Consider the following 13429-nt stretch of genomic DNA (forward strand, 5'->3'; position numbering starts at 1 on the left):
CATGAAGTGGGTTTTTTTGAAGGTAAAACGCCAAAAAGTGGAGAAACGCTGACGTGTTTCGCGGAGCTAACGCAATCAGTCTCGATGCAAAAGGCCGGCTCGCCATGCCCAGCCGGTATCGTGACGAGCTCGTTTCGCGAAGTTCGGGGCAGTTGATCGTCACGATCGACGCCGTTGACCCATGTTTGTGCGTCTACCCGCTGGATGAGTGGGAAATCATCGAAACCAAACTGCGCGCACTGCCTTCGCTACGTGAAGAAAACCGTCGTTTGCAGCGCTTGTTGATCGGTAATGCCGTTGATCTTGAGCTCGACGGCAGTGGTCGTTTCCTGGTCCCGCCGCGCCTGCGCGAATACGCCAAGCTGGACAAGCGCGCGATGCTGGTGGGCCAGCTGAACAAGTTCCAACTGTGGGACGAAGATGCCTGGAATGCGGTTTCTGCCGCCGACCTTGCTGCTATTCAACAACCGGGCGCCATGCCTGATGAACTGCGTGATTTGATCCTGTGACTATTGATAGCGGCTTTAACCACATCACCGTACTGCTTGACGAAGCCGTCGAGGCTCTCGCCGTACGTCCTGATGGGTGCTATCTGGATGGCACGTTCGGGCGTGGCGGGCACAGCCGATTGATCCTCAGCCAGTTGGGGCCTGATGGCCGGTTGCTGGGGTTCGACAAGGATCCTCAAGCGATTGCCACCGGGCAAGCGCTGGCGGCCGAAGACGGCCGCTTTGTCGTTGTGCAGCGCAGCTTTGCCGAGTTGGGTTCGGAAGTTGCCCAGCGTGGTTTGGCTGGCAAGATCAGCGGCGTGCTGTTGGACCTCGGCGTGTCCTCGCCGCAACTGGACGACCCGGAACGTGGCTTCAGTTTCCTCAATGACGGCCCGCTGGACATGCGCATGGATCCGTCCCGCGGCATCAGTGCCGCTGAGTTCGTCAACACCGCGCCCGTCGAAGAAATCGCCCGTGTCTTCAAGGAATACGGCGAGGAACGCTTTTCCGGCCGCATGGCGCGAGCCGTGGTCGAGCGTCGCGAGACCAAGCCATTCGAGCGCACCGGTGACCTGGCCGAAGTGCTGAAGGTTGCCAACCCTGCGTGGGAGAAGGGCAAGAATCCAGCGACTCGCGCCTTCCAGGGCCTGCGTATCCATGTCAATAATGAGTTGGGTGATCTTGAGGCTGGCCTCGAGGCCGCCCTTGAGGCGCTGGAGATCGGTGGCCGGTTGGTGGTGATCAGCTTCCACTCCCTGGAAGACCGCATCGTCAAGCTGTTCATGCGCAAACTCACCAAAGGCGAAGCCGACAACCTGCCGCGCAACCTGCCGGTGCGTTTCGAGGCTTTCGTACCGAAAATCAAGATCCATGGCAAAGCGCAGTTCGCCTCCGAGGCCGAACTCAAGGCCAACCCGCGTGCCCGTAGTGCTGTCATGCGTGTCGCGGAGAAGCTGCGGTGAGCAAGCTCTTCGCCAAGCCCCTGCCGGGCGGCAGCTTTTTCATGCTGCTGCTGTTCATCGGCGTGCTCGTCTCGGCCATCGCCGTGTCTTACAGCGCGCACTGGAACCGCCAGTTGCTCAACACCCTTTATAACGAACTGAGCGTGCGCGACAAGGCGCAGGCTGAGTGGGGCCGGCTGATCCTGGAGCAGAGCACCTGGACCGCCCATAGCCGTATCGAGGTATTGGCCACCGAACAACTGAAGATGCGCATCCCCGGCGCCGCCGAAGTGCAGATGGTGGCGCCATGATGAAGCTCGAAGGGGCACTTTTCCCGTGGCGGTTCCGTCTGGTCCTGGGCTTGCTCGGGATCATGGTCGCAGCGATCGCGTGGCGCATCATCGACCTGCAAGTCGTCGACCGCGACTTCCTCAAGGAGCAGGGCGATGCCCGCAGCGTGCGTCATATTCCGATCCCGGCCCACCGTGGCCTGATCACTGACCGCAACGGTGAACCCCTGGCGGTGAGCACCCCGGTGACCACCCTGTGGGCGAACGCCAAGGAAATGCAGCAGGCCAAGGAAAAGTGGCCGGCGTTGGCCGCCGCCCTCGGCCAGGATCCCAAGGCTTTGGCCGAGCGCCTTGAAGCCCAGGCCAATAAAGAATTCATCTACCTGGTGCGCGGGTTGACGCCCGAGCAAGGCCAGAGTGTGCTCGATTTGAAAGTACCTGGTGTCTATGGCATCGAAGAGTTCCGGCGTTTCTACCCGGCCGGAGAAGTCACCGCCCACATGGTCGGGTTTACCGACATCGATGACCGGGGCCGAGAAGGTGTCGAACTGGCCTATGACGAATGGCTGGCCGGGGTTGCCGGCAAGCGCCAGGTCATCAAGGATCGGCGCGGCAGGCTGATCAAGGATGTCCAAGTCACTAAAAACGCCAAGGCCGGTAAGCCCTTGGCGTTGTCCATTGACCTGCGCCTGCAATACCTGGCCAACCGCGAGCTGCGCAATGCCATCGTCGAGAACGGCGCCAAGGCCGGCAGCCTGGTGATCATGGACGTCAAGACCGGCGAGATCCTCGCCATGGTCAACCAGCCGACCTACAACCCGAACAACCGCCGTAACCTGCAACCGGCGATGATGCGTAACCGCGCAATGATCGACGTCTTCGAGCCGGGTTCGACCATGAAGGCCGTGTCCATGGCCGCCGCCCTGGAAACCGGGCGCTGGAAACCGGGTGACACCGTCGAGGTGTATCCGGGGACGTTGCAGATCGGCAAATACACCATTCGCGACGTGTCCAAGACTGAAGGCCCGGTGCTCGACCTGACCGGCATCCTGATCAATTCCAGTAACGTGGGCATGAGCAAGATCGCCTTCGATATCGGTGGCGAAGCGATCTATCGCCTGGCCCAGAAAATCGGCCTCGGCCAGGACACCGGCCTGGGCTTCCCGGGCGAGCGCGTCGGCAACCTGCCCAACTACCGTGAATGGCGCAAGGCCGAAACCGCCACGTTGTCCTATGGCTATGGTGTTTCGGTGACGGCGATCCAGCTTGTCCACGCCTTCTCGGCGCTGGCCAACAATGGGCGGATCGCACCGCTGACCCTGGTCAAGACCGACAAGGCGCCGCAAACCACCCAAGTGATTCCGGAAGACGTCGCCAAGACGATGCAAGGCATGCTGCAACAGGTGATCGAGGCGCCGCGTGGTGTCTATCGTGCCCAAGTGCCCGCCTACCATGTTGCCGGCAAGTCGGGTACGGCGCGCAAGACGTCCGTGGGTACCAAGGGCTATGCCGAGAATTCCTACCGTTCGCTGTTCGCCGGCTTCGGTCCGATGAGCGACCCGCGCTACGCCATCGTGGTGGTTATCGACGAACCGAGCAAGGCAGGCTACTTCGGTGGCCTGGTCTCTGCGCCGGTGTTCAGCAAAGTGATGTCCGGCACCCTGCGCCTGATGAACATTACTCCGGATAATCTGCCGCCGACCCAGCAGGCGAGTACCGCCCCGGTCGTTCCCTTGAAAGCCGACGGAGGGCGTGGCTGATGTCCCTGAGCCTGAACAAGATTTTTGCCCATGCCGGTCATGACCTGCTGATTCGCGAGCTGGCGCTGGACAGTCGCGACGTGCGTGCCGGGGACCTGTTCCTGGCGGTGCCGGGCGCCCGTGTTGATGGCCGCGACCATATCGCTGATGCCTTGAAACGCGGTGCGGCTGCCGTGGCCTATGAAGTGAACGGCGCGACCGTGCTGCCGATCACCGATGTCCCGCTGATTCCGGTCAAGGGCCTGGTGGCGCAGTTGTCGGATATCGCCGGGCGTTTTTATGGCGAGCCGAGCCGTCACCTGAACCTGATCGGCGTGACCGGCACCAACGGCAAGACCAGCGTGACGCAACTGGTGGCACAGGCGCTCGACTTGCTCGGGCAGCATTGTGGCATCGTGGGGACGCTGGGCAACGGTTTCCACGGGGCGCTGAAAAGCGGGCTGCACACCACGCCAAACCCGATCGCCGTGCAGGCGACCCTGGCCGACCTGAAGAAGGCTGGCGCCAAGGCCGTCGCGATGGAGGTTTCCTCCCATGGCCTCGATCAAGGTCGCGTCACCGCGTTGGCCTTCGACGTTGCCGTGCTCACCAACCTGTCCCGCGATCACCTGGACTACCACGGCACGATGCAGGCCTACGGCGAGGCCAAGGCCAAGCTGTTTGCCTGGAACAACCTGAAATGCCGGGTTATCAATGTCGATGACGAATTCGGCCGCCAGCTGGCCGCCGAGAGTCGCGAGTCGCGGTTGATCACCTACAGCCTCGAAGATGCCGGTGCCTACCTTTATGTACGCCAGGCACAGTTCGACGACGAAGGCGTTCGTGCCACGTTGGTCACGCCCCAGGGCGAACACCATCTGCGCAGCACGTTGCTGGGCCGCTTCAACCTGAGCAATGTATTGGCCGCCATCGGGGCCTTGCTCGGGCTGGACTACGCGCTGGATGAAATTCTCAAGGTATTGCCAAAACTCGAGGGCCCGGCCGGGCGCATGCAGCGCTTGGGCGGAGGCACCCAGCCACTGGTGGTGGTCGATTACGCCCATACGCCAGACGCGCTGGAGAAAGTCCTCACGGCGCTGCGTCCTCACGCCAAGGGTCGGCTGCTGTGCCTGTTCGGCTGTGGCGGCGACCGTGACCGTGGCAAACGTCCGCTGATGGCGCAAGTCGTGGAGCGGCTGGCCGATGGAGTACTCGTCACTGACGATAACCCGCGCAGCGAAGACCCCTCGCGGATCTTCGACGATATTCGCGCCGGTTTCTCGGGGCAGGATAACGTCACTTTCGTGGCCGGACGCGGCCAGGCCATTGCGCAATTGATTGCCAGTGCTTCGGCGGATGACGTCATCGTCCTGGCCGGCAAGGGCCACGAGGACTATCAGGAAATCAACGGCGAACGCCATGCGTTCTCCGACTTGGTGGAAGCCGATCACGCCCTGACCGCATGGGAGGTGGCCCATGCTTAAGGCCTTGAAACTCAGCGAGCTGACCAACGCCCTGAATGCGCGCCTGATCGCGGCGGACGCCACGTTCAACGGCGTCAGCATCGACAGCCGGGCGATTGCGCCGGGCCAATTGTTCGTCGCCCTGGCCGGGCCGCGTTTCGACGGCCACGATTATCTGAACGAAGTGGCTGGCAAAGGCGCGGTCGCGGCGTTGGTCGAGCGCGAAGTCACCAACAGCACACTGCCGCAACTGCTGGTCAGCGACACCCGCCAGGCCCTGGGCCAGCTCGGCGCGTTGAATCGCGCGGCGTTCACCAACCCGGTCGCAGCCATCACCGGCTCCAGCGGCAAGACCACGGTCAAGGAAATGCTCGCCAGCATCCTGCGCACGCGCGGCCCGGTATTGGCGACCCGTGGCAACCTGAACAACGACCTCGGTGTACCGCTGACGCTGCTTGAGCTGGCGCCGGAGCACAGCGCCGCCGTCATTGAACTCGGTGCTTCGCGGCTCGGCGAGATTGCCTACACCGTCGGCATGACCAAGCCCCACGTGGCGGTGCTCAACAACGCCGGGACCGCCCACGTGGGTGAGTTCGGCGGCCCGGAAAAGATCGTCGAGGCCAAGGGCGAGATCATCGAGGGGTTGGCTGCCGATGGCGTCGCCGTGCTGAATCTCGACGACAAGGCCTTCGAAATCTGGAAAACCCGGGCGGGCGAGCGCAAGGTGCTGACCTTTGCCTTGAGCAACCTTGCCGCGAACTTCTACGCCAGCGACCTGGACCGCGATGCTCGCGGGTGCCCGGCCTTCAACCTCCACAGCCCCGACGGGGCCGAGCGCGTGCAGTTGAACCTGCTCGGCACCCATAACGTTGCCAACGCCCTGGCCGCCGCCGCCGCCGCCCATGCCCTGGGTGTTTCGTTGCCAGGCATCGCCGCGGGATTGAACGCGGTGCAACCGGTCAAGGGACGCACCGTCGCCCAACTGGCGAGCAACGGCATGCGCGTCATCGATGACACCTACAACGCTAACCCGACGTCGATGTGCGCGGCCGTGGACATCCTTGCCGGTTTCTCCGGCCGCACCGTGCTGGTGCTCGGCGATATCGGGGAATTGGGTGAGTGGGCGCAGCAAGGCCACCATGATGTCGGCGCGTATGCCCGCGGCAAGGTCGATGCGTTGTACGCCGTTGGCCCGATGATGGCCCATGCGGTATCGGCGTTTGGCGAGCATGCACAGCATTTCACCACCCAGGCCGAGTTGATCCAGGCCCTGGGTGCCGAGCAAGACCCGAACACCACCTTATTGATCAAGGGCTCACGCAGTGCGGCGATGGAAAACATCGTTGCGGCTTTGTGCGGCACCCGTATGGAGAAACATTAATGCTGCTGCTGCTAGCGGAGTACCTGCAACAGTTCCACAAAGGCTTCGCGGTCTTCCAGTACCTGACCCTGCGCGGGATCCTGGGTGTGCTGACCGCGCTGTCGTTGTCGCTGTTCCTGGGCCCGTGGATGATCCGCACCTTGCAGAACCTGCAGATCGGCCAGTCGGTCCGCAACGACGGTCCGCAATCGCACCTGTCCAAGTCCGGTACCCCGACCATGGGCGGCGCGTTGATTCTCTCGTCCATCGGCATCAGCACCTTGCTCTGGGCCGACCTGGCGAACCGCTATGTCTGGGTCGTGTTGCTGGTGACCCTGTTCTTCGGCGCCATCGGCTGGGTAGACGACTACCGCAAGGTCATCGAGAAGAATTCCCGTGGGCTGCCGAGCCGCTGGAAATATTTCTGGCAGTCGGTGTTCGGCCTCGGCGCGGCGATCTTCCTTTATATGACTGCCGCTTCGCCGGTGGAAACCACCCTGATCCTGCCAATGCTCAAGGACTACAGCATCCCGCTGGGCGCTGGCTTCATCGTGCTGACCTACCTGGTCATCGTTGGATCGAGCAACGCGGTCAACCTCACCGATGGCCTCGACGGCCTGGCGATCATGCCGACGGTCATGGTTGGCGGCGCGCTGGGGATCTTCTGCTACCTGTCGGGCAACGTGAAATTCGCCGAATACCTGCTGATCCCTTATGTACCGGGCGCGGGCGAGCTGATCGTGTTCTGCGGCGCGCTGATCGGTGCCGGCCTCGGTTTCCTTTGGTTCAACACCTACCCGGCGCAAGTCTTCATGGGTGACGTCGGCGCGTTGGCGCTGGGCGCGGCCCTGGGCACCATTGCCGTCATCGTTCGCCAGGAAATCGTCCTGTTCATCATGGGCGGTGTGTTCGTGATGGAGACCCTGTCAGTCGTCATTCAGGTTGCTTCCTTTAAATTGACCGGCCGCCGCGTATTCCGCATGGCGCCGATCCACCACCACTTTGAACTCAAGGGCTGGCCCGAGCCGCGCGTGATCGTCCGTTTCTGGATCATCACCGTGATTCTGGTGCTGATCGGCCTTGCCACCCTGAAGCTGAGGTAGAACGAGTGTCCCTGATCGCTTCTGACCACTTCCGCATCGTTGTCGGCCTCGGCAAGAGCGGCATGTCCCTGGTTCGCTTCCTGGCGAACCGGGGCGTGTCGTTTGCCGTGGCCGATACGCGGGAAAATCCCCCTGAGCTGGCCACGCTGCGCCGTGACTATCCGCAGGTGGACGTGCGTTGTGGCGAGCTGGACGTCGAGTTCCTGTGCCGCGCCGATGAGCTCTACGTGAGCCCCGGCCTGGCCCTGGCGACTCCGGCGCTGCAGGCTGCGGCTGCCCGAGGCGTGAAACTGTCCGGCGACATCGAGCTGTTCGCCCGCAACGCGAAGGCGCCGATTGTCGCCATCACCGGCTCCAACGCGAAAAGCACCGTGACCACTCTGGTCGGTGAAATGGCCGCGGCGGCCGGCAAGCGCGTCGCCGTGGGCGGCAACCTGGGGACCCCGGCCCTGGACCTGCTCGGCGATGACATCGAGCTGTATGTCATGGAACTGTCGAGCTTCCAGCTTGAGACCACCGACCATCTCGGCGCCGAAGTGGCGACGGTGCTCAACATCAGCGAAGACCACATGGACCGCTACAGCGGCCTGCCGGCGTATCACCTGGCCAAGCACCGGGTTTTCCGTGGCGCCCGCCAGGTCGTGTTCAACCGCCAGGACGCGTTGACCCGTCCGCTGATGGGTGAAGGGCTGCCGTGCTGGACCTTCGGCTTGGGTGTTCCGGATTTCAAAGGCTTCGGCTTGCGTGAAGAGAACGGCGAAAAATACCTCGCTTTCCAATTCCAGAACCTAATGCCAGTGCGTGAGTTGAAAATCCGCGGCGCCCACAACCAGGCCAATGCCCTTGCGGCGCTGGCCCTGGGCCACGCGGTCGGTCTGCCGTTCGACGCCATGCTCTCGGCCTTGCGCCAGTTCGCAGGGCTGGAACACCGCTGCCAATGGGTGCGCGATCTGGATGGCGTGGCCTGGTACAACGATTCCAAGGCCACCAATGTCGGTGCCGCGCTGGCGGCCATCGAAGGCCTGGGCGCGGACATCGACGGCAAGCTCGTGCTGATCGCCGGTGGTGACGGCAAGGGCGCCGACTTCAAGGACCTGCGCGGCCCCGTGGCCGCCAATTGCCGTGCCGTGGTGCTGATGGGCCGCGACCGCGAACTGATCGCCCAGGCGTTGGGCGATGCGGTGCCGCTGGTTCGTGTCGCTTCGCTGGATGAGGCAGTGCAGCAATGCCGCGCCCTCGCGCAAGCGGGCGATGCCGTCCTGTTGTCGCCGGCCTGCGCCAGTTTCGACATGTTCAAGAACTACGAAGAGCGCGGGCGCCAGTTCGCCCAGGCCGTGGAGGACTTGGCATGAGCTTGCTGAACATCATCAAGCCGTACCCGTCGCCGCTGATCACCGGCCGTGGCATCGACCTCGATTTCCCGATGCTCGCCGGTTGCCTGGCATTGCTCGGCCTGGGCCTGGTGATGATCACCTCTGCGTCGTCGGAAGTGGCTGCCGTTCAGTCGGGCAACACGCTTTACCACATGATCCGCCATCTGATTTACCTGGTGATCGGCCTGGGTGCCTGCATCGTGACCATGATGGTGCCGATCGCCACTTGGCAACGCCTGGGCTGGATGATGCTGTTGGGGGCCTTCGGCCTGCTGGTCATGGTATTGGTGCCGGGCATCGGCCGCGAGGTCAACGGCTCGATGCGCTGGATCGGCTTCAGTTTTTTCAACGTCCAGCCTTCGGAAATCGCCAAGGTCTTCGTGGTGATTTTCCTTGCCGGTTACCTGGTGCGTCGCCAGAAGGAAGTGCGCGAAAGCTGGATGGGCTTCTTCAAGCCATTCATCGTGTTGCTGCCCATGGCAGGCCTGTTGCTGATGGAGCCGGACTTCGGCGCCACGGTAGTGATGATGGGCGCGGCTGCGGCGATGCTGTTTCTCGGTGGGGTCGGGCTGTTCCGCTTCATCCTGATGGTGGCGCTGGCCGTGGCGGCGGTGACCGTGCTGGTGCAGGCACAACCGTATCGAATGGCGCGTCTGATCACGTTTACCGATCCGTGGGCCGACCAGTTCGGTTCCGGCTATCAATTGACCCAGGCCTTGATCGCCTTCGGCCGTGGCGAGTGGCTGGGCGTGGGCTTGGGCAACAGTGTGCAGAAGCAGTTCTATCTGCCGGAAGCGCATACCGACTTCGTGTTTTCGGTACTGGCCGAAGAACTCGGCGTCGTGGGCTCCTTGTGCACCGTTGCACTGTTCGTGTTCGTCTGCGTGCGCGGCATGTACATCGGCTTGTGGGCCGAGAAGGCCAAGCAGTTCTTCGCCGCGTATGTGGCGTATGGCCTGTCGTTCCTGTGGATCGGCCAGTTCCTGATCAACATCGGCGTGAACGTCGGCCTGTTGCCGACCAAGGGCCTGACGCTGCCGTTCCTCAGTTATGGCGGCAGCTCCCTGGTGATCTGCTGTGCCTGTCTTGGCCTGTTGCTGCGCATCGAATGGGAGAGCCGAACCCACTTGGGCAGCGAAGAGATGGATTTCCAGGAGAGCGACTTCGCCGAGGAGCCGACTCATGGGCGCTAACGTGCTGATCATGGCGGGCGGTACCGGCGGGCATGTGTTCCCGGCGCTGGCCTGTGCCCGGGAGTTCCAGGCGCGCGGCTACACCGTGCATTGGCTGGGTACGCCACGGGGCATCGAGAATGAGTTGGTGCCCGCCGCTGGCCTGGAGCTGCACCGGATCAATGCCAGCGGCCTGCGGGGCAAAGGCAAGCTGTCGCTGCTCAAGGCGCCGCTGATGCTGCTCAAGTCGGTCTGGCAGGCGCGGGCGATCATTCGTCGGCTGCGGCCGGTGTGCGTGGTCGGTTTTGGTGGCTATGTGACCGGCCCCGGCGGTGTTGCGGCAAAACTGGCCGGTGTGCCGGTGATCGTCCACGAGCAGAATGCCGTGGCCGGTACCGCCAATCGGTTATTGGTGCCGTTGGCCGCCCGGGTATGTGAAGCCTTCCCGGACACCTTTACCCTGTCGGGCAGCCGTCGCACCACGGGTAATCCCGTGCGTACGGAGCTGTTCCTCGCTGCACCGCGCCCGGCCCTGGCCGGACGCAAGGCGCGTTTGCTGGTCCTGGGCGGAAGCCTGGGGGCCGAACCGTTGAACAAGCTGCTGCCCGAAGCCCTGTCGCAGGTTGCCCCCGAACTGCGGCCGGAAGTGTTTCACCAGGCCGGCAAAAACCACGATGAAGTGACTGCCGAACGCTATCGCGCCGCTGGCGTCGAGGCGCAAGTGCAGCCCTTCATCAAAGACATGGCCCAGGCCTATGGCTGGGCCGACCTGGTGGTCTGTCGCGCAGGCGCGCTGACCATCAGTGAACTGGCTGCCGCCGGTCTGCCCTCGATGCTGGTGCCTTTGCCCCATGCCATCGACGATCACCAGACTCGCAACGCCGATTATTTGGCCCGTGAAGGCGCTGCCTTCCTGATGCCGCAAAGAACGACTGGCGCCGCGGATCTTGCCGCGCGCCTGACAGAGGTCTTGATGCAGCCGCAAATACTCGAAGACATGGCTCGCGCCGCGCGCCGCCTGGCCAAACCCGATGCCACGGCCCAAGTGGTCGACACCTGCCTGGAGGTGGCCCATGGTTGAGAATCGCAAAGCCATGCCACAACCGGAAATGCGCCGCATCCGTCGCATCCACTTCGTCGGTATCGGCGGCGTGGGCATGTGCGGGATCGCCGAGGTGTTGCTGAACCTGGGTTACCAGGTCTCGGGTTCCGACCTGAAGGCTTCCCCGGTCACCGAACGCCTGGAATCGTTCGGTGCGCAGATCTTTATCAGCCACCGTGCCGAGAACGCCGCCAATGCCGACGTGCTGGTGGTGTCCAGCGCCGTGAACACCTCCAACCCGGAGGTTGCCACCGCCCTGGAACGTCGTATTCCCGTGGTGCCACGGGCCGAGATGCTGGCCGAGCTGATGCGTTATCGCCACGGCATCGCCGTCGCCGGCACCCACGGCAAGACCACCACCACCAGCCTGATCGCCTCGGTGTTCGCCGCCGGTGGCCTGGACCCGACCTTTGTGATCGGTGGTCGCCTGAATGCCGCGGGCACTAATGCCCAGCTGGGAACCAGCCGCTACCTGATCGCCGAAGCCGACGAGAGCGATGCGAGTTTCCTGCACCTGCAACCGCTGGTGGCCGTGGTGACCAACATCGACGCCGACCACATGGCGACCTACGACGGCGACTTCAACAAACTGAAGAAAACCTTCGTCGAGTTCCTCCACAACCTGCCGTTCTATGGTTTGGCCGTGGTGTGCCTGGACGACCCGGTGGTTCGTGAAATCCTGCCACTGATCAAGCGCCCAACCGTGACCTACGGCTTTGGGGAAGAAGCCGATGTGCGCGCCATCAATGTGCGCCAGAAGGGCATGCAGACCTTCTTCACCGTGTTGCGTCCTGACCGCGAGCCGTTGGACGTCTCGGTGAACATGCCCGGCAACCACAACGTGCTCAATGCCTTGGCCACCATCTGCATAGCCACCGACGAAGGCGTCAGCGACGAAGCCATCGTCCAGGGCTTGTCGGGCTTCCAGGGCGTGGGCCGACGTTTTCAGGTCTACGGCGAGCTGCCGGTGGACGGCGGTAACGTGATGCTGGTGGACGATTACGGCCACCACCCGACCGAAGTCGCGGCGGTGATCAAGGCCGTGCGCGGTGGCTGGCCGGAGCGGCGTCTGGTGATGGTCTATCAACCGCACCGGTACAGCCGCACCCGCGACCTGTACGACGATTTTGTCCAGGTCCTGGCCGATGCCAACGTGCTGCTGTTGATGGAAGTCTATCCGGCGGGCGAAGAGCCGATCCCCGGCGCCGACAGCCGCCAGCTGTGCCACAGCATCCGCCAGCGTGGCCAGTTGGACCCGATCTACATCGACCGTGGCGTGGACCTCGCGCCGCTGGTCAAGCCATTGCTGCGCGCTGGGGACATCCTGCTGTGCCAGGGCGCGGGTGACATCGGTGGCCTGGCCCCGAAATTGTTGAATAGTCCGTTATTCGCCGGAGCCATCGTGGCCTCCAGCGAGGGGAAACTGAAATGACTGCTGCATACGCCAACCTGGCCTCGACCCTTGACCCGAAAGCCTTCGGCCGCGTCGCCGTGCTGTTCGGCGGCAAGAGTGCCGAGCGCGAGGTGTCCCTCAAGTCCGGTAACGCCGTGTTGCAAGCCTTGCAGAGCGCTGGCGTCGACGCCTTCGGCATCGACGTGGGCGACGATTTCCTGCAGCGCCTGCTGAGCGAAAAAATCGACCGTGCGTTCATCATTCTCCACGGTCGCGGCGGCGAAGACGGCAGCATGCAAGGGCTGCTCGAATGCGTGGGCATTCCCTACACCGGCAGCGGCATCCTTGCGTCGGCCCTGGCGATGGACAAGCTGCGCACCAAGCAGGTCTGGCACAGCCTCGGCATTCCGACGCCGCGTCACGCCGTGCTCGCCAGCGAGGCCGATTGTATTTCGGCGGCCACGGAACTGGGCTTTCCTTTGATCGTCAAACCGGCCCATGAAGGTTCCAGTATTGGCATGGCGAAAGTGAATTCGCTGCCTGAGTTGACCGCAGCCTGGAAGGACGCCAGTTCCTACGATTCGCAAGTGTTGGTCGAGCAATGGATCACCGGTCCGGAGTTCACCATCGCCACCCTGCGTGATCAGGTGTTGCCCCCGATTGCCCTGGGCACGCCCCACACGTTCTACGACTACGACGCCAAGTACATCGCCAATGACACCCAGTACCGCATTCCCTGCGGGCTGGATGCCGCCAAGGAAAAAGAACTGATGGACCTCACGGCCAAGGCCTGTGAGGCGCTGGGCATCGCCGGATGGGGCCGGGCGGACGTGATGCAGGACGCCGATGGGCAGTTCTGGTTCCTGGAAGTCAACACCGCCCCCGGCATGACCGATCACAGCCTGGTGCCGATGGCGGCGCGTGCCGCCGGCCTGGATTTCCAGCAACTGGTGCTGGCGATCCTGGCTGCCAGTGTCGGCCATCAAGAGCCAAGAGGTTAAG

General features: G+C 63.2%; 12 protein-coding genes. All 12 read left to right on the forward strand.

Features of this window, described 5'->3' with window-relative positions:
* Positions 1 to 53 precede the first annotated feature (53 nt).
* From mraZ to J3P76_RS05015, 12 genes are read left to right on the forward strand one after another with little or no spacing between them, the layout of a single operon-like run.
* Entirely contained in the window at positions 54 to 509 is a 456-nt protein-coding gene (gene mraZ / locus J3P76_RS04960) for a division/cell wall cluster transcriptional repressor MraZ (protein ID WP_003205355.1), read from the forward strand.
* Entirely contained in the window at positions 506 to 1453 is a 948-nt protein-coding gene (gene rsmH, locus J3P76_RS04965) for a 16S rRNA (cytosine(1402)-N(4))-methyltransferase RsmH (protein WP_420765428.1), read from the forward strand. The genes mraZ and rsmH overlap by 4 nt, the downstream gene beginning before the upstream one ends.
* Entirely contained in the window at positions 1450 to 1743 is a 294-nt protein-coding gene (ftsL, locus tag J3P76_RS04970; protein WP_003178214.1) for a cell division protein FtsL, read from the forward strand. Before rsmH ends, ftsL begins: the two co-directional genes overlap by 4 nt.
* Entirely contained in the window at positions 1743 to 3482 is a 1740-nt protein-coding gene (locus J3P76_RS04975; RefSeq protein WP_420765650.1) for a peptidoglycan D,D-transpeptidase FtsI family protein, read from the forward strand. Before ftsL ends, J3P76_RS04975 begins: the two co-directional genes overlap by 1 nt.
* Entirely contained in the window at positions 3482 to 4945 is a 1464-nt protein-coding gene (locus J3P76_RS04980) for a UDP-N-acetylmuramoyl-L-alanyl-D-glutamate--2,6-diaminopimelate ligase (protein WP_434607651.1), read from the forward strand. Before J3P76_RS04975 ends, J3P76_RS04980 begins: the two co-directional genes overlap by 1 nt.
* Positions 4938 to 6305, forward strand: a complete 1368-nt coding sequence (locus J3P76_RS04985; protein ID WP_434701603.1) for a UDP-N-acetylmuramoyl-tripeptide--D-alanyl-D-alanine ligase — start codon at positions 4938 to 4940, stop codon at positions 6303 to 6305. Before J3P76_RS04980 ends, J3P76_RS04985 begins: the two co-directional genes overlap by 8 nt.
* Complete coding sequence (gene mraY, locus J3P76_RS04990; protein ID WP_053124966.1) at positions 6305 to 7387, forward strand: phospho-N-acetylmuramoyl-pentapeptide-transferase; 1083 nt, start codon at positions 6305 to 6307, stop codon at positions 7385 to 7387. Before J3P76_RS04985 ends, mraY begins: the two co-directional genes overlap by 1 nt.
* A gap of 5 nt (positions 7388 to 7392) precedes the next feature.
* Positions 7393 to 8739: a UDP-N-acetylmuramoyl-L-alanine--D-glutamate ligase gene (gene murD / locus J3P76_RS04995; protein ID WP_434701604.1), complete on the forward strand. Its 1347-nt coding sequence runs from the start codon at positions 7393 to 7395 to the stop codon at positions 8737 to 8739.
* A complete protein-coding gene (gene ftsW / locus J3P76_RS05000) occupies positions 8736 to 9953 on the forward strand; it encodes a putative lipid II flippase FtsW (RefSeq protein WP_434701605.1) in 1218 nt (405 codons plus the stop codon). The genes murD and ftsW overlap by 4 nt, the downstream gene beginning before the upstream one ends.
* Positions 9943 to 11013, forward strand: a complete 1071-nt coding sequence (gene murG, locus J3P76_RS05005) for an undecaprenyldiphospho-muramoylpentapeptide beta-N-acetylglucosaminyltransferase (protein ID WP_434701607.1) — start codon at positions 9943 to 9945, stop codon at positions 11011 to 11013. Before ftsW ends, murG begins: the two co-directional genes overlap by 11 nt.
* On the forward strand, positions 11006 to 12466 hold the full coding sequence (murC, locus tag J3P76_RS05010; RefSeq protein ID WP_434701608.1) for a UDP-N-acetylmuramate--L-alanine ligase: 1461 nt from the start codon (positions 11006 to 11008) through the stop codon (positions 12464 to 12466). The genes murG and murC overlap by 8 nt, the downstream gene beginning before the upstream one ends.
* Positions 12463 to 13428, forward strand: a complete 966-nt coding sequence (locus J3P76_RS05015; protein ID WP_434701609.1) for a D-alanine--D-alanine ligase — start codon at positions 12463 to 12465, stop codon at positions 13426 to 13428. Before murC ends, J3P76_RS05015 begins: the two co-directional genes overlap by 4 nt.
* Position 13429 lies beyond the last annotated feature (1 nt).

This window comes from Pseudomonas sp. D1-36 (assembly GCF_051132205.1).
Taxonomy (GTDB): Bacteria; Pseudomonadota; Gammaproteobacteria; order Pseudomonadales; family Pseudomonadaceae; genus Aquipseudomonas.

Bases quoted from the DNA above. Each gene is read 5' to 3' on its own strand.
- murG (WP_434701607.1), top strand. From the start codon at position 9,943: ATGGGCGCTAACGTGCTGATCATGGCGGGCGGTACCGGCGGGCATGTG.
- J3P76_RS04980 (WP_434607651.1), top strand. From the start codon at position 3,482: ATGTCCCTGAGCCTGAACAAGATTTTTGCCCATGCCGGTCATGACCTG.
- J3P76_RS04975 (WP_420765650.1), top strand. From the start codon at position 1,743: ATGAAGCTCGAAGGGGCACTTTTCCCGTGGCGGTTCCGTCTGGTCCTG.
- J3P76_RS04985 (WP_434701603.1), top strand. From the start codon at position 4,938: ATGCTTAAGGCCTTGAAACTCAGCGAGCTGACCAACGCCCTGAATGCG.
- J3P76_RS05015 (WP_434701609.1), top strand. From the start codon at position 12,463: ATGACTGCTGCATACGCCAACCTGGCCTCGACCCTTGACCCGAAAGCC.
- mraY (WP_053124966.1), top strand. From the start codon at position 6,305: ATGCTGCTGCTGCTAGCGGAGTACCTGCAACAGTTCCACAAAGGCTTC.
- ftsW (WP_434701605.1), top strand. From the start codon at position 8,736: ATGAGCTTGCTGAACATCATCAAGCCGTACCCGTCGCCGCTGATCACC.
- murC (WP_434701608.1), top strand. From the start codon at position 11,006: ATGGTTGAGAATCGCAAAGCCATGCCACAACCGGAAATGCGCCGCATC.